Here is a 20,592-nt window from a genome sequence, read left to right on the forward strand (position 1 = left end):
CCTGTTACCCTTCGTCTGGGGGCGTATCCGGTAGCGGTGATTGGGGAAGGGTTGAATTGGAGCCCTGATCCGCTTGCAGCTCAGTCGGTGGTAAGCGAGAAGCGCCCCAGCTACGGTGCAAGTAGTGTTTAACATTTTCCACCTCTTCGCTGGTGACATCGGCTATGTCAACGCGCTCTAGAGGATCGTAGTGATAGATATACAGCCGCGATGCAAAACGATCGAAAGGCAGTGAGGCCTCACCAAAGCGTTCACCATTGCCTGATGTGCTGACTATGACGTCATCGCCCCAATCCTGCCCACTGTCATTGTTAGGGTTGTAGAAGTACACCCGCATAACATCAGAAGGGTCGAGGGAGGCTCGCAAAATAGTAATTGCGTGCCAACCGATAAAACGCGCTGCGCTGTCGGTGACCGCAATGCCCGCGGGTTGGGGATGAATCAGCGGCTGATTGCCATTGTAATAGGGGTGATAGTAGGCGAAGAAGTGGCGTATAAAGTCATCCACATCGCTTAGTTGGCCAGTGGCCACGTCGACGTTGATGCGGAAACCGCGGCCTGACCACCAGCCGTGAAATTCAGGATTCACCCAGCGGTGGGGATCACCTTCCCGGCCAATGCAGCGTCGACCCATTTCGGCATAAATGCGATCCAGATGCGGCACTACAATCAGCGAAACCGGATCAAGATCGATGGGCAGCTGGGTTGCCACACCAGAGAGACTCGCCATGGATGAGATGGCTTGCCCCTCGAAATGCATAATGATTTCGTCGTCGCGGGCTGCCCAAGCCACCATCTGCAGCAGATAGTCTGGGTCGTTATACGCCCACATGGAGAGCGCTCGGGCTGACTGGCAGGTGGGGTTGTTGCCCTGGCCAACGCCGAGTGGCAGTCCCAGCATGCAGAGCACGCCTTCAATTAAGCGTGCGCGTGGAGAAACAGTGTCGCCATAAGCCATGGATAGCCGCGACTGCGCCCACTCCGAGAGCGGCAGGTTCAGTTGACGCCACATCGCGGGTGCCACTGGCGGCTGATAGAGAATACCGCGCTCCAGCATCAGCGCGAGGCCATACACTGCTTGTGCCGTGGCAGGGTAAACGCCGCCACGTATCAGCGCTTGAACCAGCTCGCGATAGCAGAGTAGGCAGTCACGGCCGGTAGATGAAAGCCCCAGCGCCTCGGAGAGTAAGTGGTCACCCTCTTCAAGTAGATGACGCAACAGCACGGCGTGATAGGGCGATACCAGACCGGTGTCATGCATCGCCCGGGCGAAGCCGGTGGATTCAGCCTGCAGGGCAGCCTGATCCATATGTTCTAACCGGTCACGATAAATATCCACGCCGGGGTCTTCGCGACAGGCTTGGGTGGGCCCGTAAAGCGAGCTGACCAGACGGTCAGCTCCCTGGCCACTCGCGCCAAGATCAATCGCTGGGTTAGCCTGACACAGCGCGATTTGGGTGATCATCTGTTTGATCGAATCAACCTGAATCGGGCGTTGTTTTAAGATGCGCCAAATCTCATCAATCAGTTGATCAACAATATGTTCGTAGCCAATGCGATCGGCGAGATGTTGGAAGAGATGGCGAGGGATGGTCGCCAGTCGCCCTTGGGTTTCCCGCTCGGCTTCGCTAGGCGGTAAAAACAGCAGCCATAAATTAATCGCCATTACCTGAGTAAGGTAGTGGTGGGCATGCTCTGCGGAAACCAGCGGATGCTCAAAATTGCCTTTAGCGACAGCCAGGAGTCGAAGCTCGCTTAAGGCCTCAATGACGACCACATTGGCATCTGCGCTTTTCAACGCGAAGGTTGTTAGGGTCGGCACCAAGTATTGAGGTGTTTCCCAATCGGAGCCCAAAAACACACCAGCGTCCTCAAACGCTTGGGCGCGGGACTCCAGTGCTTCACAGCCGCCATCCTGAAGCAGTACACGTCGCGCGGTATCCATCACCCGCGGCAGCTTGGCGGGCTTTGAGAAGGCGGGCGCCTGCGTAAGCAGACGCACGGCGTCATCAAAGTTGCTCAACAGTCCATTGAGCTTGCTATCTTCTTGAGAAGACGTTACTTGATCTGTCTCCACGGTGACTCCTTATCCCAGCATCAGCGGGGATTATACATAGAAGTCGAGATCTTCTTGGCGTTTTAGCAGATCGCGAATCGTATGCGCATCCTCGCCTTTAAAGTAGATCAGACCCCAATGGGTACCAAACGCGGTGCGCTTAGTAACGGTTTCTTCTACTGGTGAGGTTAGTTCATGAGACTCAAAATAGGGATGATCTTCGGTCTCTTCGGGAATTTCCAAGCGGCTGACCACACGACGGCGGGGGTAAACGCCAAAGCAACCGGCAAAACCATCGGCATCAACCACTTCTTTCGGGAAGAATTTGGCCACTTCTTCTTTAGTGGTTTTCGGGTCAAACACCAGCATTGAAGCTTGATAAGCATTAAAGCCGTAAACACGTTCGAGCAGTTCAAATACTTTGAAGCCGGGCGGACGGTAAGCTACTTCGCCAAAGTACATCTCACCATCGCTGGTGACAAAGTATTCTGGGTGGATCAAGCCAAACTCAATATCAAAGGCTTTAATCAGTTTCTCGATTTGCTGAGTGATCTGTTCGCGGTAAATCTCAAGTTCAGGTGAGGCGGGCACAAACACCGAGTAACCCAGCGTCACGTATTCGGAGATGTTCAAGAAGGCAATTTTGCCATCGTGAATCCACGCTTCAACGGCAAATTCCCAACCATCCAGGTGCGACTCCATCAACACCGGGAACTCTTCCTCCGGGATGGTATCGACTTCATCTGGGGTACGAATAACGCGGTGGCCAAGGCAGCCCGCTTTATCAAACGCTTTAAGGTGAATCGGGTCGTTGGGGTCGCCGTCCAGTTTGAGCAGCGTCTGGTTAACCCGCTTCAGAAAGCGTACCACGTCTTCTTTATCGTGGGCTTCTTCAAAAATACCCACGCGGATACCGCCTAGCTGGGCACGGCGCTTCATCAATGCTTTATCGCGCAACAGCAGCGACTGGCCGTAAAGGCGTGGGTTATCCAGTAGCACAGAGTTGATGGCCCCGGCCCACTCAACGGTCTCTTCGTATAGTGGGATGGCGACATCAACGCCTTTCTCTTTCAGTGTCTCGGCAATTTCCATCGAGCGGTCATTGAGTCGCTCGAAATTCCAAGGCACGTAGGGAATATCATGTTTTTGGCAATACTCTTCCGCCCAATCAGGTGCAACGACAATGTAGCGACGGTCAAAATTTTCGGCCGCTTCAATCGCATTGAGACTCCAGCCTAGCAGGGCAATATAGCCCTTATTGGGATCTTTCTGCATGTTGATGACTCCTACTTGGTGAATAAATATTATTGCCAAACCACGCTCACCACCATACACGAGGGGGGCATGCGCGGCTAATGAGCGCATTGTCCGTCGCATTAACGCTAAGCTTGCTAAGGGTTTAGCCTAAAGGCGTGGCGGCAGGAATATGCTAAGCTAGGCGGTCCAACTTAATGTACGAATGGCAAGAGGATTAGGCCAAGATGGCGGCCAAGCCGATCTACCGTGTGGTGGTTCACCAGCAGGGTGAAATTTGGGATTTATACGTCCGAGAGATCTTTCAAAGCGAACTCTGGGGCTTTATTGAAGTCGAGGAGTTTGTCTTTGAAGATGCTTCACGGGTAGTGGTCGACCCTGCGACTGAAAAATTGCAACGAACCTTCGATGGCGTGAAGCGTAGCTACCTGCCATTAAATGCTATTGTGCGCATTGATGAAGTAGAGCGCGAAGGGCCATTGAAGGCGGTCAAAACCGATGCCCGGGTAGCGGAGTTCCCCCGTCCCTTTCCGTTGCCCCCGCGCGGAGAAGGGTAAGCGTATGAGACAAGCGCACCGCTAAGTTAGGCGATAAGCGCTGCTGGCTTCGTCCGCCTTGCAGCGTTTTTAATTAGGACATGATGTCATGCTAGTAAATAGAACTCGTTATCGAAATTACGCCGCTGCGGCTGGTCTTTTACTTACTGTTACCAGCTTCAATGCCACCGCCCAGTCCGCTAACCAAGCGTGGGTGACCGATGAGTTGAGCACCTATGTGCGCAGCGGTCCAACCGATGGGTACCGCATCATCGGTACGCTTAACGCAGGTGAGCAGGTGGAGGTGCTGGAAACCAGCGGTGACTATACCCGTGTGCGCAACAGCGAGGGTAATGCCGTTTGGGTATTGAGCAATGAGCTTCAGCAAACCCCCAGTGCGGTTGAGCAGCTACCCGCGTTAGAAGCTCAGGTAGAGGAACTTACCGCCGAGCTTGAGGGTATCAATGAAACCTGGGAACAGCGTACGGCCTCAATGACGGAAACGCTCGAAGTTCGCGAACGCCGTATTGCCGAGCTTGAGGCGAGTAACCAGGAATTGGATAGTCAGGCAGAACAGTCACGCCAGCAGGTAAGAGGGCTGCAGGCCCGCTTGGAGACTCAAGAAGAAGACTTGCTGATGCGCTACTTTATGTACGGCGGCGGTGTCGCTGGCGCGGGCTTGCTGGTGGGGTTGATTGTGCCGCACCTGCCACGTCGGCGTAAAAAGCGTGACCGTTGGTTCTAAAAGCGCGATAAGCCCTATTCGCGGATGCATCCCTAATCTGTGGTTAGCGCAAGCGACGACAAGGTGGCTAGACAATGAGCGATCAATGGCGCAAGCGCTGGCAAGAAGGGCGTATTGGCTTTCACTTGCAGCAAGCGCACCCGGCATTGTTGCGCCATTGGGCGTCGCTTGGCGTTGCAAATCGCACCAAGGTGCTGGTGCCGCTGTGCGGTAAAAGCCTGGATATGCGCTGGTTGGCGGATGAAGGGTATCCCGTTTTGGGGATTGAGTTTGCCCCTGAGGCCATTGAGCAGTTTTTGGCCCAGCGCAGCACGGCCGTATCCCGTTACCGTCAGGCAGGGTTTACGATTTCTCGCCAGGGCAGCGTGGAATTATGGTGCGGGGACTTTTTTCACCTGCATATACAACAAGCCGCTGAGATAGGGGCGTTTTATGATCGCGCCTCGCTGATAGCGCTGCCACCTGCTACAAGGCAGCGCTATGCGTTTCACCTTGCTCAGCTGGTGCCGCCTGGTGCCAAGGGGTTGCTGATTAGTTTGTCGCATCCTGATGGCAGTGCTGGGCCGCCTTATAGCGTGCCCAAAAGTGAAATCGAAAGCCTGTTCACCCCCAACTTCACGCTAACCTTTCTGGAAGAGGGCAGCCCTGATGAGCGTGGCCGAACGGAAAGCGTGTGGGCACTGGAACGACGCGGGCCGCGGCTCTAGAAGTAAAGAGGCGCAGCCCGTGTCAAAGGTGTTTCTATAGAGGTGTGTCTTAGCGTGCGAGCAAATTGCCCAGTTCTGGATCGCTAAAAGCACGGTTCATGCCATCGCTAAGTAGATCGCTCAGCATGCGCGTATTGCTGTCGGCATCGGGCTTCAGGGCGTAGCCCTGAGTACGGCGTGAGGTGTAGGTGCCGGTATAGGTGGTGCCCTTGTTTTGAGCGATAGCGCGGAAAACACCTTCAAGACGTGCTTCATCGACCAGCGGCTGGCCGCTGTCGCCACGGGCGTAGTTCAGGCTGGCAAGTTCTAGCGTTAAGCTTGGGCGGCCCTCGGCCTGCTCGGTGGTAGGGCTAAAGCCCATATCCCGCACGGCGCGCTCAGCCTCTTCCTGCAGACGTGGGATTAGCTCGTGGCTGCTAACGGTAATATGTGCCGTCGACATGCCGCCGCCAGCACGATTGCCGATAATGTCGCTCTCGCGGCCATCCTGGGCAATGACCGTGACCTGCTGGCCTGAGCCCACTTGCGGCACCTGCGCACTGCGCTCGGGACTGAGCTGTAAGTATTGGGGGCTGGCGCAACCAGCAAGCCATGCACTGGCAAGCAGCACACCTGAAATCCGTAAAAAGTGACGCCGAAGCATGGTCTTCCTCCGCTATGGCTAAAACACCAGTATAACGCGGGTAGCGCTGTGGCGGTATGTTCTAGCGGTGTGGGGTTTCCAACGAAGGTTAAGTTTCGCTTGTGGCTGCCAACTTTCCAATAACCTAGGCATGCCATAACGCACTGGGCACTAACGAGGTCTTGGTATGGATCTGTTTGAAAACGATGGCATGAAGTTGGTTAATCTGCTTCCACAGGATGGCGAGGCTTATTACCACGGTAAAATCTTAGTAGCTGAGATCGCGGATATGTATTTGGATCAGTGCATTAACGAATTGCATTGGGAGCATGACCGAGCATTTATTTATGGCAAAGAGATTGTCACCAAACGGAAAATTGCCTGGTACGCGGATGAGCCGGTCGACTATACCTACTCGGGGTATACCAAGAGGGCGTTGGTATGGCCGGACTGTCTACGCGAGATTAAACAACGGGTGGAGAGCCATTGCGGAGAGGTGTTTAATTCATGCCTGGGCAATTTTTATAGCTCAGGCGAGGAGGGCATGAGTTGGCACAGTGATGCCGAGAAAGACCTTGTTGAGAATGGGGTCATCGGGGCGTTGAGTTTAGGTGGGGAGAGGAAGTTCTCGTTTAAACATAGACACACAGGGGAGAGCGTTTCGCTTACTTTAGGGCACGGTAGCTTGCTGGTTATGAAAGGCAGCACGCAAAAAAATTGGTTACACAGCCTGCCCAAAACCAAGAAAGTTGTTGAGCCGCGGGTGAGCTTAACCTTTAGGCAAATGCGCTTTTGAGCGAATCCTATTAAAGCCCCGACAACGTTAGCTGCTGGGGCTTTAAGTGCTAAGGTTTTTAAGTACTGAAGTTATTAAATGCTGGGGATTTAAGAACGTTCTTCCTAAGCGACGCGGGTTTGTTCTGCCGCTTTCGCTTCTATCTTAGGGAAACGACGCCAGTGGCGCGGATGAGCGAATAAGCGCTGCCCACGTTGTAGCGCCAGGKGTTCAAAGTCCGTATGGCGCACGGTGGCCAGCCACGGCTGGGCCAGCCAATCAGCCTCTAGCTCCACGCGTACTTCGGCACCCACTGGCGAGATCGCCGTGATGGTGACCGGTAGGTGGCTTTCAGCGGTGGGCTGTTCGGTTAGGCGTACTTCATGAGGGCGCAGCAATAGCTCTTGATGACCATCGGGCAGATCAGCGTGCCAGTAGGCGTCACCGCAGGTCAGAACACCGTTGCTTACGTTGCCTTCAAGATGATTTACATCGCCCAGAAACTCAAACACAAAGCGGTTTTTGGGTGTGCGGTAGAGCTCATCGGGAGTGTCAATCTGCTCAATGCGGCCATTGCTCATTACCACCACGCGGTCAGATAACTCCAGCGCCTCTTCCTGATCGTGGGTGACAAACACACTGGTAAAGTTGAGTTCGTCGTGGAGATGGCGCAGCCAGCGGCGAAGCTCCTGACGTACCTTGGCATCGAGTGCGCCAAACGGCTCGTCCAACAGCAGTACTTCCGGCTCTACGGCTAATGCGCGGGCCAGCGAGACCCGCTGCTGCTGGCCGCCTGAAAGCTGGGCAGGGTAACGATTGGCAAGGTGCTCCAGCTTGACCATTTCCAGCAGCCTAAATACCCGGGCACGGATCTCGCCACTGCTGGGGCGGCGCTTGCGGGATAGAACGGTCAACCCAAAGGCCACGTTGTCGTAAACACTCATATGGCGGAACAGCGCGTAGTGCTGGAACACGAAGCCGATACGCCGGTCGCGCACATGCACGTTGGTAACATCGCGGTCGCCGAACAGAATCTTACCCGGTTGATTAGAGCGGTCAGCATTTTCCAAACCGGCGATAATCCGCAGCAGGGTGGTTTTGCCCGACCCCGAAGGGCCGAGTAGACCAACCAGCTCGCCCTCGTGAATATCCAGGTTGATCGGCTCTAGCGCCTGGGTATTGCCGAAGTGCTTAGCGATGTTATGTAAATGAATGCTCATGCAAATGCCTCCCGGCGCGCTGCGCGCCATTCCAGCCCGGCCTTGGCGGCGAGCGTCAGTAGGGCAATCAATGCGAGTAGGGCCGCGCAGGCAAATGCCCCCACGGCGTTATAATCCTGATAAAGCTGCTCAAGGTGCAGTGGTAGCGTATTGGTCTTGCCGCGAATAGCGCCGGAGACCACCGATACAGCACCAAACTCCCCCACCGCACGGGCGTTGGTAAGAATCACGCCATACAGTAGTGCCCAGCGAATGTTGGGCAGCGTGACGCGACGAAAAGTTGTCCAGCCGGATGCGCCCAGAACCACGGCGGCTTCCTCTTCACGGGAACCCTGCGCCTGCATCAGCGGAATCAGCTCCCGGGCGATAAAGGGGCAGGTGACAAAAATGGTCACCATTAGAATGCCCGGCCAGGAGAACATCAGCTGGATATCGTAGCTATCCAGCCATCCGCCGATCCAGCCGTTGCGACCATATAGCAAAAGATAAATAAGGCCAGCAACAACGGGCGATACCGCAAAGGGAATATCGATAAGCGTTTGCAGAATGCGTCGGCCAGGAAAACTGAAGCGCGTGACCAGCCATGCCAGAGCAACGCCGAATACCAGGCACACGGGGATGGTTAACAGCGCAATCATCAGCGTTAAGCCAATCGCAAGCAGGGTAAAGGTATCACTGACGTTGGCCCAGAAAACCATAACGCCCTGTGAGAACGCCTGGGCAAAAATGGCAACTAACGGCAGCAGCAAGAACAGCGCCGACAGCACCAGAGCGATACCGATCAATAGGCGCCGGATAAGCGGCGCATCACCAATTCGACGCATTACCCCTTACCTCCATGCAGGCGGCGCACAAAGCGGCCCTGCCAAATATTAATCGCCAGTAGCAGTGCAAGCGATACGAACAATACCACTGAGGCAATTGCCGATGCCCCGGCATAGTCATACTCCTGCAGCTTGACGAAAATCATCAGCGCGGTGATTTCCGTTTCGTAAGGCATATTGCCAGCGATAAAGATAATCGCGCCGAACTCGCCCAGCGAACGCACAAACGCAAGCCCAGTACCGGTCACCAAGGCGGGCCAGATATGCGGCAGGATGACACGGCGAAATGCCACACCGTCGGTAGCACCCAGCGACATGGCGGCTTCGTCGACTTCGGTAGGCAAGTCCTCTAACACCGGCTGCACCGTACGCACGACAAATGGAATACTGGTAAACGCCATGGCCAGCGCAATGCCCACCCAGGTGTAAGCGACTTGAAAGCCCAGCGGCTCCAGCAATCCACCCATCCAGCCGCTGCTGGCGTAAAGCGTTGCCAGCGTAATGCCTGCCACGGCGGKGGGCAGCGCGAAAGGTAGATCCATCAGCGCGTCGAGCAGTCGTTTACCGGGAAATTCATAGCGCACCAATACCCAAGCTAGTAACAGCCCAAAGATGGCGTTAATGATGGCTGCCACTGCCGCTGCGCCGATGGTGACCATGTAGCTGGCGACGACGCGACCTTCGGTGATGATTGCCCAGTACTCGGCAAGGCTAAGCCCCGCTAACTGGCCAAACAGGCCGGTAATCGGCAGCAGCAGTACCAGCGAAATAAATAGCACGCTGATGCCCATAGAAAGGCCAAAACCCGGCAGCACGCGTGTGCTGCCGGATCGCCAGGAGGCAAGTTGACTCATAGTTCAGGCTGGCTCATAGGTGAATATTAGCGACGCTGTAACTGGTCGAGAAGGGCGCCACCCTCAAAGTGGGTCTCCATGGCCTCGTCCCAGCTGCCGAACACATCATCAACTTCAAGCAGTTCGGTTTCCGGGAATTGATCGGCAAACTCTTCAACCACGGCTTCGTTATGCACCCGGTAGTTGAAGCCCGCGAGCAGGCGCTGAGTCTCTTCGGTATAGAGGTACTCAAGATAGCTCTGGGCCAAATCGCTGTTACCGTTGCGCTCGGCGTTTTCACCGACGACCGCCACCGGGAATTCGGCCAGGATGCTCACGGGGGGCACGATCACTTCGTAATCGTCGCTGCCGTATTCGCTGCGGATGTTGTTCACTTCCGACTCAAAGCTAATCAGCACATCGCCAATTTCACGCTCGATAAAACTAGTGGTCGCCCCACGGCCGCCGGTATCAAATACCGCTACGTTGGCCAAGAAGGTGCGCATAAACTCTTCGATTTGCTCTTCATCGCCATCAAATTCGTTTTCGGCAAAGCCCCAAGCCGCTAAGTAGGTGTAGCGACCATTGCCCGAGGTTTTGGGGTTAGGGAACACCATTTCCACGTCTTCATTAACCAAGTCGTCCCAGCTTTCGATGCCTTTAGGGTTGCCTTTACGCACTAAGAACGCGGTAGTGGAGTAATAGGGCGAAGCGTTGTTCTCAAACGCATCCTGCCAATCTTCGGCCACCAGCCCGGCCTCGGCAAGTACCTGCACGTCGGTCACCTGGTTGAAGGTCACCACATCGGCACGCAGGCCCTGCAAAATTGCGCGCGCTTGGGCAGAGGAGCCGCCGTGGGACTGGCTGATCTCAATCTCTTCGCCGTGCTCTTCCTGCCACCAGGCTTGAAACTCAGGATTAATCGCCGCAAACAGCTCGCGAGCGATATCGTAGGACGAATTAAGCAGTTCACGCTCCTGGGCAGCGGCAGGGCTGCTCACCGTGACGCCTAAGGCAAGCGCAATCAGGCTGCGGCGGAAAATAGTCGGCAGTGTCATAAACTAGCTCCTTCAAAAGTGTAAGCGCGTCTTATCGCAATATGGGCAAGGTTAAATCTATCAATGTGGAATTACAATCATGTTTTATATTCTATTTGAGAATATGAGTGTGCGCAGATGCCCAATGCAAAGTCGTGTAGGTGATGGGGCTTAGTGGGTGGCTCTGGTAACATAGAAGGCTCATTCCCCTGTTAATTTAGGAACGTGCTATGACCGCTGCGCAGGACTTTTTGATTGCCCCCTCTATTCTTTCCGCTAACTTTGCGCGGCTTGGCGAGGAAGTAGATAACGTGCTGGCGGCTGGCGCGGATGTGGTGCACTTCGATGTCATGGACAATCACTATGTGCCCAACCTCACCATTGGCCCTATGGTATGCAAAGCGTTGCGCCAGCACGGGGTGACGGCACCGATTGACGTCCACCTAATGGTCAAGCCGGTAGACCGCATGATCAGTGACTTTATTGAGGCGGGTGCCAGCTACATTACGTTTCACCCGGAAGCCTCTGAGCACGTTGATCGCTCATTGCAGTTAATTCGTGATGGCGGTTGTCAGGCAGGCTTAGTGTTTAACCCGGCCACGCCGCTCTCCTATCTCGACTACGTGATGGATAAAGTCGATATGGTGCTGCTGATGAGCGTTAACCCTGGCTTTGGCGGTCAGTCCTTTATCCCTGGCACGTTAAACAAACTACGCGAGGCGCGGGCGCGCATTGATGCCTCAGGACGTCCGATTCGTCTGGAGATCGACGGTGGGGTGAAAGTGGATAATATCGGCGAGATCGCCGCCGCGGGCGCTGACACCTTTGTGGCCGGATCTGCTATCTTTAGCGCTCACCAAGCCAGCGACCCGCACGGCTATGACACCGTGATCAAGCAGATGCGTGCTGCGCTGGCCAAGTAAACGTCAGTGTTGTTTAGTGAAGCTTCATGCGCGGCTTTAAGTAGCGATTCAGCTTATCGACCAGCCACGCTAGCCCCGTCTTCGGCGCCCCATGAATAGAGAGCTGGTGCATGCGGTAGAGCGATGCATAGGCTTGGCGAGCCAGCCAGCCCTCTAAAAATAGCCCCTTGGAGGCGGAACTACGCATTAAATTGCCCACTGCATCGTATCGGGCTAACGATACTAGCGAGCCGTGATCGCGGTAGCGGAAATCGGCGAGCGGTTTGCCTTCCAGTTGATTAACGATATTTTTGGCGAGCAGCTTGGCCTGCTGATGAGCCGCCTGGGCGCGAGGCGGCACCGTGCCACTTTCCCCCATTGGGCAACTGGCGCAATCGCCTAAGGCAAAAATCTTCTCATCATCGACACTCTGCAGAGTGCTGTTGACTTCAATTTGGTTTTTCTTATTCGTCGTAAGGCCTAGTTCCGCCAAAAACGGGGGTGCTTTGATCCCCGCTGCCCAGACGTTAATGTCGGTCTTAATCACTTCATCATCACCAGTGACCAACTGATACGCTTGCGCTTCTTTCACGGCGGTATCGGTGTGAACCGTCACGCCCATCTCTTCAAGTTCTGTTTTAACCGTTTGACTGACCCGTTCCGAAAGCCCCGGCAGCAAACGCGGGGCTGCTTCTAGCAAGTGCACACTGATTTGCTGGTTATCCAGCGCCGTCACGCCATAGGCATTGAGCATGCGCGAAGCGTCAAACAATTCGGCGGCAAGCTCTACTCCCGTGGCGCCACCCCCCACAATCCCAATGGTCAACTGAGTATGCTGACGCAGGTTGGGATCGGTATAGCGCAGAAAGGTATTGATCATATCGCGCTGGAACGCCTTGGCCTGCTGGGGCGAGTCAATAAAGTGGCAGTGCTCCGCAACGCCGGGTGTGCCGAAATCGTTGGAGACGCTGCCTATGGCCATGACCAGATAGTCATAGGTAAGCTCCCTGGCGGGTAGCACTTCTTGACCGTCCTCATCATTGATAGGCGCGAGTTGCAGTGTCCGCTGCTCGCGATTTATGCCGGTCAGCGAGCCACGCTGGTAGCGATAGAAGTGAGCAGAGGAGTGCCCGCGAAGATCCACCTCGTCCATGCTCGAATTCAGCACGCCAGTGGCCAGTTCGTGGAGCAGCGGTTTCCAGACATGGGTGGTATTGCGATCCAGCAGCACAATTTCTGCGCGTTTGCGCTTACCTAAGGTACGGCCTAATCGCGTGGCAAGGGCTAAGCCGCCCGCACCGCCGCCAACAATCACGATTCTGGGAGTGGGCATATCACTACCTCCTTAACTAAATTAGCCCTAGCATAGAAGGTTCTCGCGCTTCTGACTAATGCGATCCTTTGTTTTAAGCAGGTAAACTGGTTTTCAAATCCACATGGGAATAGAGAGCATTGAAAGTACATCCAATCCACTACTCAGAACTACATTCAGTGCTACAGGGGAAGCGGCTGCTTGCCTTCGACTTGGACGGCACTCTGATCGACTCAGTGCCCGACCTTGCAGTCGCAGTGGCGCGCACGTTAAGCGAGCTGGCGTTGCCCATGCCGGGTGAAACAGAGGTGCGGGGCTGGGTTGGCAATGGCGCGCCGGTATTAGTCGAAAGAGCCCTGACCTGGGCGCGAAAAGCAGCGCCCGACCCCGTGCTTCAGCAGCGCGCCTATGAGGCATTTATGCGCCACTATGGCGCGGCATCCAATACCCTGACGACGCTGTACCCTGGGGTTAAGCAGGCACTTCAGGCACTGTATCAACACGGCCTAACGTTGGTGCTGATCACCAATAAGCCCGAGCGCTTTATTGAACCGCTGCTAACACACTTCGAGCTGTTGGACTATTTTACCCTCTTGATTGGCGGCGATTCGCTGGCCGAAAAAAAGCCCCACCCTCTGCCGCTGCTGCACGCTGCTCAACACTGCCAAATAGCGCCAGATGAGTGTGTGATGATCGGCGATTCACGTCACGATATGGCGGCTGGTAAGGCGGCGGGCTTTACCACCCTCGGGTTGCCCTACGGCTATAATCATGGGGAGCCGATCGACAACAGTCACCCTGATCTAGTGCTGAGTTCGTTAACCGAACTGCTACTCGGCCGTCGCGCCCCCTAGAGCGGTATGCATCACTTCAGCATTATGTTGCAGCATCGCTGAGTAGTTGGCCGCCGGGCCATCTGCACCGCTCAGCGAGTCGACATACAGCGGGCCTGCTAGGGGAAGCGAGGCCTCCCGTGATAGGGCGTCCATATGAATACTGGGCGTGGTGCTTTCAAAAAACAGCGCTGGCGGGCGAGGGCGGTTATTAGCCAGATATTCGCTCATCTTGGCCATTGCCTCGGCACTGCCCTGGGTCTCGTGATTAACGCCCCACACTCCCAGGGTTTCAAAGGCGTAGGCGCGGGCGAAATAGCCAAAACCAGCTTCACTGGTCATTAAGGTTCGGTTGGTTTGTGGAATCCCATCAAGCCGCTCTTTCACTGTTTGGTTAAGCGTGCTCAGTGCCTTGCGTGCCTCTTCAGCCCGAGCATAAAAGGCATCGGCCTGGTCGGGTAAATGCTCAGCTAGCGTCTCGGCAATTACATCGATGTAGGCGGCAGCCCCCTCGGGATCCATCCACATATGTGGGTCTAACTCGCCTTTATACTGCCCTGTTGAGATCATTAGCGGTGAATAGTCGGCCTTTTCCGCCACCTCTACTAGGGTCAGCTGGTCGTGGGACATCGCTTCAACATGGCGTATCCACGGCTCCAGCCCCAGCCCGTTATAAAACACAATATGGGTCTCTTCTAACGCCAGTACATTGGGCGGGGTTAACTCCCAGCGATGAACATCTTCTCCTCGTGGAACAATGACGTTGACGCTAACCGTGTCGCCGGCCACCCGTTTGACCAACTCCTCCATGACTGAGAAAGAGGCAATAACGCGTAGCGTTGTGCTGGCATAGGCTGGCGCAGCMCTTATCAGCGCGGCAAATAAGAGCGTACACACCCAGGTAACCCGCTTTGACATTCCACGCTCCTAACTGGCTGAAAAACTACTACAAAAACGATCACAAACACTATGACAAAAATGATCACAAAAGACGGCAGATAATAAAGACTGCGCTGGCCTGTTGCCAGTTCCAATGCAACGTTAGGCCAAAACAGATATTGCCCAAGGAGGGATTCACCCTCGGGAAAAGTGCCACTATGCTGAACACTACTATACATATAAGCATAGCTTGCCTTATGAATTGCCGAACGGTTTCTTCGTGGTGGTACTTAACCCCTGCAAGGGAGTGCTCGGTTGCGGTATCATCATCGCTTAGCGGTTTCATCTGTGACCGAAATGACGCAATGGAGTAAGTGGGGCGATGGCGCAAGCTCAGTCGGTGCTAAATCAGGCAGCGCAGAAAGTGCTCATGATCGACAACTACGACAGCTTTACGTTTAACATTGTCCAGTACCTGGGCGAGCTGGGCGCGGAAGTGATCACTTATCTTAATGACCACATTACCATTGAGCGGATCGAAGCGCTGGCGCCGACGCACTTAATGGTGTCGCCAGGACCCTGCACGCCCAATGAAGCAGGAATCTCCATGGCTGCCATTGAGTATTTCGCTGGCAAGCTGCCTATTCTAGGCGTCTGCCTGGGGCATCAGGCGATTGGCCAAGTGTATGGTGGCAAGGTAGTGCACGCCCCGCAGGTGATGCACGGTAAAACCTCGGCTGTACTGCATGCTAACCAAGGCGTGTTCGAAGGGCTGGATAATCCTGTTGAGGTTACCCGCTATCACTCCCTGGTGGTCGATAAGGCAAGCTTGCCCGACTGTTTGGAAGTCACTGCCTGGACAGGTGATGACGACGTGACCCCCGGTTTAGTCATGGGATTTCGTCACCGCGAGCTGGATATTGAAGGGGTGCAGTTTCACCCTGAGTCGATTCTTACCCGCCAAGGCCATGAGCTGTTGGCCAACTTTTTAAAACGCGGCTGATGGCCGGTTTCACACGCTTTTAGGGGCCCCTCTGCTCATGCAAATGCGAGACGCGATTAATGCGGTGATGCGCCGCGAAGACCTCTCTTTCGATGCCATGCACGCCTTGATGCGCCAAATCATGACCGGCGATGCGTCTGACGCGCAAATTGGTGGCCTGCTGGTCGGTTTAGCCATGAAGGGCGAAAGCGCGGTAGAGATCAGCGCCGCCGCGCAGGTAATGCGCGAGCTGATGAAGCGCGTAGAACTGCAGGCCGAAAACGTTGTAGACATCGTCGGCACCGGTGGCGATGGTGCGAACCTGTTTAACGTTTCCACCGCCGCCAGTTTTGTCGCCGCCGCCGCCGGTGCCCATGTGGCCAAGCACGGTAACCGCAGCGTTTCATCATCGTCGGGCAGTGCTGATCTGTTTGATGTAGCGGGTATTTACCTGGATCTTAAGCCTGACCAGGTGGCGCGCTGTATTGAGCAGGTGGGCGTAGGCTTTATGTTCGCCCCCAACCACCACCCGGCGATGCGCTATGCCATCGGCCCCCGCCGTGAAATGGGCGTGCGCACGCTGTTTAATATTTTGGGCCCGTTGACCAACCCGGCGGGCGCTCCCAACCAAGTGCTGGGCGTTTACGCGCCGGAGCTGGTGCCGCTGATGGCGGAAGTGCTGAAAACCCTCGGCAGCCGCCACGTGATGGTGGTGCACTCAGAGGATGGCCTGGATGAGATTTCCCTGGCTAGTCCCACCTTGGTGGCTGAACTCAAAGAGGGTGAGATTACCCAGTACACCATTACACCCGAAGCGTTAGGCATAGAGCGCCAGAGCCTGGCAACGCTGAAAGCTAATAGTGCGGAAGATAGCCTGCGCTTGGTTAAAGCCGCGCTTTCCGGTGAGGGAGCCGCGGCCGATATGGTCGCGCTAAATGCCGGGGCCGCGCTCTACTGTGCGGGCGTCGCGGATACGTTAAAAGAGGGTGTGATGGTGGCCCAGGACGCCCAAGCCTCCAAACTGCCGCTTGAGAAGCTTAAAGAGCTTTCGCACTTCACCAGCGTTTTTAAGCAGTAGGCTCATAAACAAGATAAGTGTTAAACCAAAAGAGATCACCATGACTCAACAGGCAACGCCGACTATTTTAACGCGCATTCTGGCCCGTAAGGATCAGGAGGTGGCTGAGCGCCGTCAGGCAGTTTCGGAAGCTGATCTGCTCGCCCTCGGGGAGAAGCAGAGCGCCCCGCGTGGTTTTATCGAAGCCCTCAACGCGCGCATTGCAGCGGGTGATCCGGCGATTATTGCGGAGGTGAAAAAAGCGTCGCCCTCGAAGGGGGTAATTCGCGAAGAGTTTCATCCTTCGGATATTGCCAAAAGCTATGCCCAGGGCGGTGCGGCTTGTTTGTCGGTACTCACCGACGCGGACTTTTTTCAGGGCCACGAAGACTATCTGATTGCCGCACGGGATGTGTGTTCGCTGCCGGTGATTCGCAAAGACTTTATCACCCACGGCTATCAGGTCAGTGAAGCGCGGGCGATCGGTGCGGACTGTATTCTGCTGATCGTGGCTGCGCTTGACGATGCCCAGCTACGCGACCTGAACCAGCAGGCTATTCAGTTGGGAATGGATGTACTGGTTGAGGTTCACGATGCGGACGAGCTAGAGCGCGCTTTAGCGCTGGATTTAAAGCTGGTAGGTATCAATAACCGTAACCTGCACACCTTTGACACCAGTCTTAATACCACCCTTGATCTGCTGCCACGTATTCCCGAAGGCGTCACGGTGATTACCGAATCCGGCATTCATACCCGTGATGACGTTGAGCTGATGCGCGACCATAACGTCAATGGTTTTCTGGTTGGCGAAGCCTTTATGCGTGAAAGCGATCCCGGATTGGCGCTTAAGCGGCTGTTTTTTTAACCCGCAGCTTTTAGTTCGCCTTTTTGGTTTTCCAACTGAGCACGGCAACCGTAAGGGCGGGCAGAAAAGTAACGGTGACGATGGCCGTGCCGAGCAGCCCGAACAGCACAATGGCGCCGACGCCGCGGTAAAGCTCGGTGCCTTCCCCCGGTAAAAACACCAGCGGTGAAAGGCCACACAGGGTAGTGAGGGTGGTCATGGCGATAGGCCGCAAACGGCTCTCAACCGCCTGTTGAACGGCCTCACGAACGCCCATAGATGCCGTGCGTAGATTCTCCCTTGCCTGATGAACCACCAGTATTGGGTTGTTGACCACCGTGCCCATCAGTATCAAAAAGCCCAGCATGGTGATCATATCAAACGGCTGGCTAATGGCGTTCAAGCCTATTTTTGGCAGTTGGGCGCCTACAGTATTCATCAGCCAGAGCCCGACAATCCCGCCTGCGGCACCCAATGGAATGGTAGCGAGAATCAGCAGTGGATAGCCCCAATGGGCGAAAATCGCCACCAATAAAAGATACACAATCGCCAGCGCAATCAGTGCATTGCCGGTCAGCGCCTGCCGGGTAGCGTCTAACTGATCCCCGGCACCGCTCACCGTGACATTAATGTTAGCGGGTAGCGCGCCTTCATCGCTTAAGTAGTCGATCACCTCCCGCTGCATCCGCTCGATACCCGCTTCCAACGCCACGCTGCGCGGAGGAATAACATCCAGGGTGACGCTGCGGCGACCATCTACTCGCCGTAATGTGGCGGTTCCCACCGTTTCCCGTATGTCAGCGAGGGTGTTGAGCGGAACGTTAATTCCCGACGGGGTGTGAATCGGCAGCGTGGCGAGGGCATCCAGGTTGATATCTCCTGCTTCGGGGCCGTAGCCGTAAAGATCGATTTTTTCGTCGTCGAGGTAAAAGTCATCTAGGTAGGCGCCGTTGGTAAGTACCGCCACGGTGGTACCCAGCTCGCCGGTATCCATGCCGACTTCGGCGGCGCGCTCCCAGTCAGGGTAAATCTCAATCAGCGGCTGACCAAGATCCAAGGCAGAGGGCCGCGACTGAATGCGCGGGTTGTCGAAAACCGTCTGGGCGCGCTGGTAAATCGCATTGGCGGTGGTGTAAAGCTGGTTTAAATCATTGCCAGCAATATCCAGCGTTATGCTGCGCGTACCGCCATCGTTGCTGGAGATAATTGAGCCACGGGCGGCAAAAGCGCGCATGTCTGGATATCTTTCAAAGCGTTGGGTGAGGGCGTCCATCAAGGCTTCGATATGGGTGGGGTCAATGGTTTCAGCAATAATCCGCAAACTCTGGGCTTCAGCCTGAATGCCCATGGTGCGAATCGGCGGAACATCGGTATCGCCACGCTCAAAATTTTCAGGGTCGGCGCCTACATGGGGTTCAAGCTCACGCTGCAGGGTTTGGGCAATGGCATCCATGGTAGCCAGATTGTAACTCGCCGGGGCATTCATACTGGCAAAGGTCTTGGCCTCTTCGCCTTCCGGCAGGTACTCCGCTGGGGGTGTTAGCCAAACAAAAATGCCGATACCTCCCACAACGCCCAGCACGATGGCAAGAAAGCGCCGTGAAGCCGTGCGGATCATGCCATCAACCACCCATAAACAGCTGCGTACCCATCGTGGTGATGAGGTTGATGCGCTCTCTTTGCCGCGAAAATCGATATGCGCACCCAGGGTGGGGATCACGGTAATTGCCACTACCATCGAGACAATAATCGAGGTTGAGATGGCCACCGCAATATCGGAGTAGAGCTGACCGGCTTCCTGCTGAATAAAGAAGATCGGCACAAAGACTAAAATAGTCGTGAGGGTTGAGGCCAGAACTGCGGGCCATACTTGCTTAACGCCCTCCAAAGCGGCTTCAAAACGCGCGAGCCCACGGCGGCGCTGGGTCTCGATGCTCTCCAGTACCACGATGGTGTTATCAATGGTCATGCCAATGGCGAAAGCGACACCCGCCAGTGAAATAACGTTGAGCGTGCGGCCTGCCAGCAGCAGGCCTAGAAAGGCAGCGATGGTGCAGATGGGAATGCCGATCACACCAGCAAAAGTGGCTCGGGCTGAGCGTAGAAAAGCGTACATCACTAGGGTGGCAAACAGCGCACCCAGGCCCAGGTTGACCCACACATTGGCAATTGACGACTCCACGTAGCGCACATCGTCGCTGGAGAGCGTCATGCGCATACCCTGCTCAGCCAGCAGGCCTTCGTTTAGCGCGTCGACTTCTTCCAGCATGGCGCGCTTGATATCGATGACATTGGCGCCTGGCTCCCGGCGAACCTGCACGCTAAGCACCGGATCCCCCGCTGAGTTGTAGGCTCTGGAAGTGAGCTCAGCATAGGATTGGCGCACTTCAGCCACATCGCTTAGCCGGGTGACTGCGTCACCTTCGCGGGCTAGAATCAGCGCTTCAAGGCTTTCGACATCTTCGAAACGCCCCACGGTACGCAGCAGATAACGACGCTTGCCGCTCTCTAAATTACCGCCAGAGACATCCTGGTTGCGGGCCTGCAGGGCTGCCTGTATATCGCTAATGCTCAACTCGCGGGCGGCCAGTGCCTCGGGATTAATCAACAACTGCATTTGCCGCTCTGCGCCCCCGGAAACCGTGACTTCCGAGACGCCCGCAACGCTCTCCAGGCGCGGGCGGACGTTATCTTCCAGGTAATCGCGCATGGCCGGCATATCGAGCTGGCGCGGGTTGCCTTCCCGTGGGCCAACGTTAAAGTACATAAAGGCGTTAGCGGAAAAAGAGTTAGCGACAATGCGCGGCTGGTCGACGTTGTTGGGATAGGAGGGCACTTGGCTAAGCGCGTTGTTAACCCGAATCAAGGTTTCGGTGAGATCAACGCCGAAGGGGAACTCCAGTTCTATCTCGGCGCTACCGCTGCTGGCGGTAGACTCCATGCGCTGCAGGTTGGGCACATTGCGCAGGAACTCCTCCTGCTCAATCAAGATGTCCTTCTCGATATCTTGCGGTGTCGCACCCGGCCACTGGGTCTCGATGCCCACTACGCGGGTTTCCAGGTCGGGGATCATCTGTACGGGTATGCGCCAGATAGCAGCGATACCCAGAATCAACAGGATTAGCGTGATCACGCTAACCAAGATGCCGTGACGGATAATAGCGGCAAACATAG

19 protein-coding genes are annotated in these 20,592 nt (G+C 55.5%); 9 read left to right on the forward strand and 10 right to left on the reverse strand.

Annotation, left to right across the window (positions count from 1 at the left end; genetic code table 11):
• Positions 1–4 precede the first annotated feature (4 nt).
• Together HALO_RS09000 and HALO_RS09005 are read right to left on the reverse strand one after the other, a co-directional pair.
• Positions 5–2,077 carry a hypothetical protein gene (locus tag HALO_RS09000; RefSeq protein WP_035583973.1) on the reverse strand — a complete coding sequence of 691 codons (2,073 nt, stop codon included), beginning with the start codon at positions 2,075–2,077 and terminating at the stop codon, positions 5–7.
• 30 nt (positions 2,078–2,107) lie between these two features.
• Entirely contained in the window at positions 2,108–3,331 is a 1,224-nt protein-coding gene (locus HALO_RS09005) for an ATP-grasp domain-containing protein (protein WP_035583971.1), read from the reverse strand.
• 206 nt (positions 3,332–3,537) lie between these two features.
• Here HALO_RS09005 and HALO_RS09010 point away from each other — a divergent pair, with 206 nt between their 5' ends.
• The 3 genes from HALO_RS09010 to HALO_RS09020 all read left to right on the forward strand — a co-directional run bounded on the left by HALO_RS09010 (position 3,538) and on the right by HALO_RS09020 (position 5,298).
• Complete coding sequence (locus tag HALO_RS09010) at positions 3,538–3,867, forward strand: DUF1820 family protein (RefSeq protein WP_035583969.1); 330 nt, start codon at positions 3,538–3,540, stop codon at positions 3,865–3,867.
• 88 nt (positions 3,868–3,955) lie between these two features.
• Entirely contained in the window at positions 3,956–4,591 is a 636-nt protein-coding gene (locus HALO_RS09015; protein WP_035583967.1) for a TIGR04211 family SH3 domain-containing protein, read from the forward strand.
• A 74-nt stretch (positions 4,592–4,665) separates the two neighbouring features.
• The gene (locus HALO_RS09020; protein WP_035583966.1) at positions 4,666–5,298 is read left to right on the forward strand and encodes a hypothetical protein; all 633 of its coding nucleotides are present in this window, start codon (positions 4,666–4,668) and stop codon (positions 5,296–5,298) included.
• A gap of 49 nt (positions 5,299–5,347) precedes the next feature.
• On the opposite strand, the gene HALO_RS09025 is transcribed toward HALO_RS09020, so the two are convergent.
• Positions 5,348–5,941 carry a YajG family lipoprotein gene (locus tag HALO_RS09025; RefSeq protein WP_035583964.1) on the reverse strand — a complete coding sequence of 198 codons (594 nt, stop codon included), beginning with the start codon at positions 5,939–5,941 and terminating at the stop codon, positions 5,348–5,350.
• A 166-nt stretch (positions 5,942–6,107) separates the two neighbouring features.
• Here HALO_RS09025 and HALO_RS09030 point away from each other — a divergent pair, with 166 nt between their 5' ends.
• Positions 6,108–6,716, forward strand: a complete 609-nt coding sequence (locus HALO_RS09030) for an alpha-ketoglutarate-dependent dioxygenase AlkB family protein (RefSeq protein ID WP_035583963.1) — start codon at positions 6,108–6,110, stop codon at positions 6,714–6,716.
• A gap of 104 nt (positions 6,717–6,820) precedes the next feature.
• Here HALO_RS09030 and HALO_RS09035 read toward each other — a convergent pair whose 3' ends face one another.
• From HALO_RS09035 to cysP, 4 genes are read right to left on the reverse strand one after another with little or no spacing between them, the layout of a single operon-like run.
• Positions 6,821–7,915 (reverse strand): sulfate/molybdate ABC transporter ATP-binding protein, encoded by a 1,095-nt coding sequence (locus HALO_RS09035; protein ID WP_050713349.1) that lies wholly within the window; start codon positions 7,913–7,915, stop codon positions 6,821–6,823.
• A complete protein-coding gene (cysW, locus tag HALO_RS09040; protein ID WP_035583960.1) occupies positions 7,912–8,739 on the reverse strand; it encodes a sulfate ABC transporter permease subunit CysW in 828 nt (275 codons plus the stop codon). The genes HALO_RS09035 and cysW overlap by 4 nt, the downstream gene beginning before the upstream one ends.
• The gene (gene cysT / locus HALO_RS09045) at positions 8,739–9,593 is read right to left on the reverse strand and encodes a sulfate ABC transporter permease subunit CysT (protein ID WP_050713350.1); all 855 of its coding nucleotides are present in this window, start codon (positions 9,591–9,593) and stop codon (positions 8,739–8,741) included. The genes cysW and cysT overlap by 1 nt, the downstream gene beginning before the upstream one ends.
• 26 nt (positions 9,594–9,619) lie before the next feature.
• Positions 9,620–10,630 (reverse strand): thiosulfate ABC transporter substrate-binding protein CysP, encoded by a 1,011-nt coding sequence (cysP, locus tag HALO_RS09050; RefSeq protein WP_035583957.1) that lies wholly within the window; start codon positions 10,628–10,630, stop codon positions 9,620–9,622.
• Between the two features lie 209 nt (positions 10,631–10,839).
• Here cysP and rpe point away from each other — a divergent pair, with 209 nt between their 5' ends.
• Positions 10,840–11,532: a ribulose-phosphate 3-epimerase gene (gene rpe, locus HALO_RS09055; RefSeq protein ID WP_035583955.1), complete on the forward strand. Its 693-nt coding sequence runs from the start codon at positions 10,840–10,842 to the stop codon at positions 11,530–11,532.
• A 13-nt stretch (positions 11,533–11,545) separates the two neighbouring features.
• Here the strand turns inward: rpe and HALO_RS09060 are convergent, their stop codons facing one another.
• A complete protein-coding gene (locus HALO_RS09060) occupies positions 11,546–12,844 on the reverse strand; it encodes an NAD(P)/FAD-dependent oxidoreductase (RefSeq protein ID WP_035583953.1) in 1,299 nt (432 codons plus the stop codon).
• 119 nt (positions 12,845–12,963) lie between these two features.
• On the opposite strand from HALO_RS09060, the gene HALO_RS09065 reads away from it, so the two are divergent.
• Positions 12,964–13,677: a phosphoglycolate phosphatase gene (locus HALO_RS09065; protein ID WP_035583951.1), complete on the forward strand. Its 714-nt coding sequence runs from the start codon at positions 12,964–12,966 to the stop codon at positions 13,675–13,677.
• On the opposite strand, the gene HALO_RS09070 is transcribed toward HALO_RS09065, so the two are convergent.
• Positions 13,654–14,574: a metal ABC transporter substrate-binding protein gene (locus HALO_RS09070; RefSeq protein ID WP_050713351.1), complete on the reverse strand. Its 921-nt coding sequence runs from the start codon at positions 14,572–14,574 to the stop codon at positions 13,654–13,656. The genes HALO_RS09065 and HALO_RS09070 overlap by 24 nt on opposite strands.
• Positions 14,575–14,917: 343 nt before the next feature.
• On the opposite strand from HALO_RS09070, the gene HALO_RS09075 reads away from it, so the two are divergent.
• From HALO_RS09075 to trpC, 3 genes are read left to right on the forward strand one after another with little or no spacing between them, the layout of a single operon-like run.
• Positions 14,918–15,538, forward strand: coding sequence for an anthranilate synthase component II (locus HALO_RS09075; protein ID WP_050713352.1), 621 nt, complete (start codon positions 14,918–14,920; stop codon positions 15,536–15,538).
• 37 nt (positions 15,539–15,575) lie between these two features.
• Positions 15,576–16,595: an anthranilate phosphoribosyltransferase gene (trpD, locus tag HALO_RS09080; RefSeq protein ID WP_035583948.1), complete on the forward strand. Its 1,020-nt coding sequence runs from the start codon at positions 15,576–15,578 to the stop codon at positions 16,593–16,595.
• A gap of 40 nt (positions 16,596–16,635) precedes the next feature.
• Complete coding sequence (trpC, locus tag HALO_RS09085) at positions 16,636–17,439, forward strand: indole-3-glycerol phosphate synthase TrpC (RefSeq protein WP_035583946.1); 804 nt, start codon at positions 16,636–16,638, stop codon at positions 17,437–17,439.
• A gap of 10 nt (positions 17,440–17,449) precedes the next feature.
• Here the strand turns inward: trpC and HALO_RS09090 are convergent, their stop codons facing one another.
• Positions 17,450–20,590, reverse strand: coding sequence for an efflux RND transporter permease subunit (locus HALO_RS09090; protein WP_035583944.1), 3,141 nt, complete (start codon positions 20,588–20,590; stop codon positions 17,450–17,452).
• Positions 20,591–20,592: the final 2 nt, after the last annotated feature.

The sequence above is a fragment of the Halomonas sp. R57-5 genome (assembly GCF_900070345.1).
GTDB classification, from domain to species: Bacteria; Pseudomonadota; Gammaproteobacteria; order Pseudomonadales; family Halomonadaceae; genus Vreelandella; species Vreelandella ventosae_B.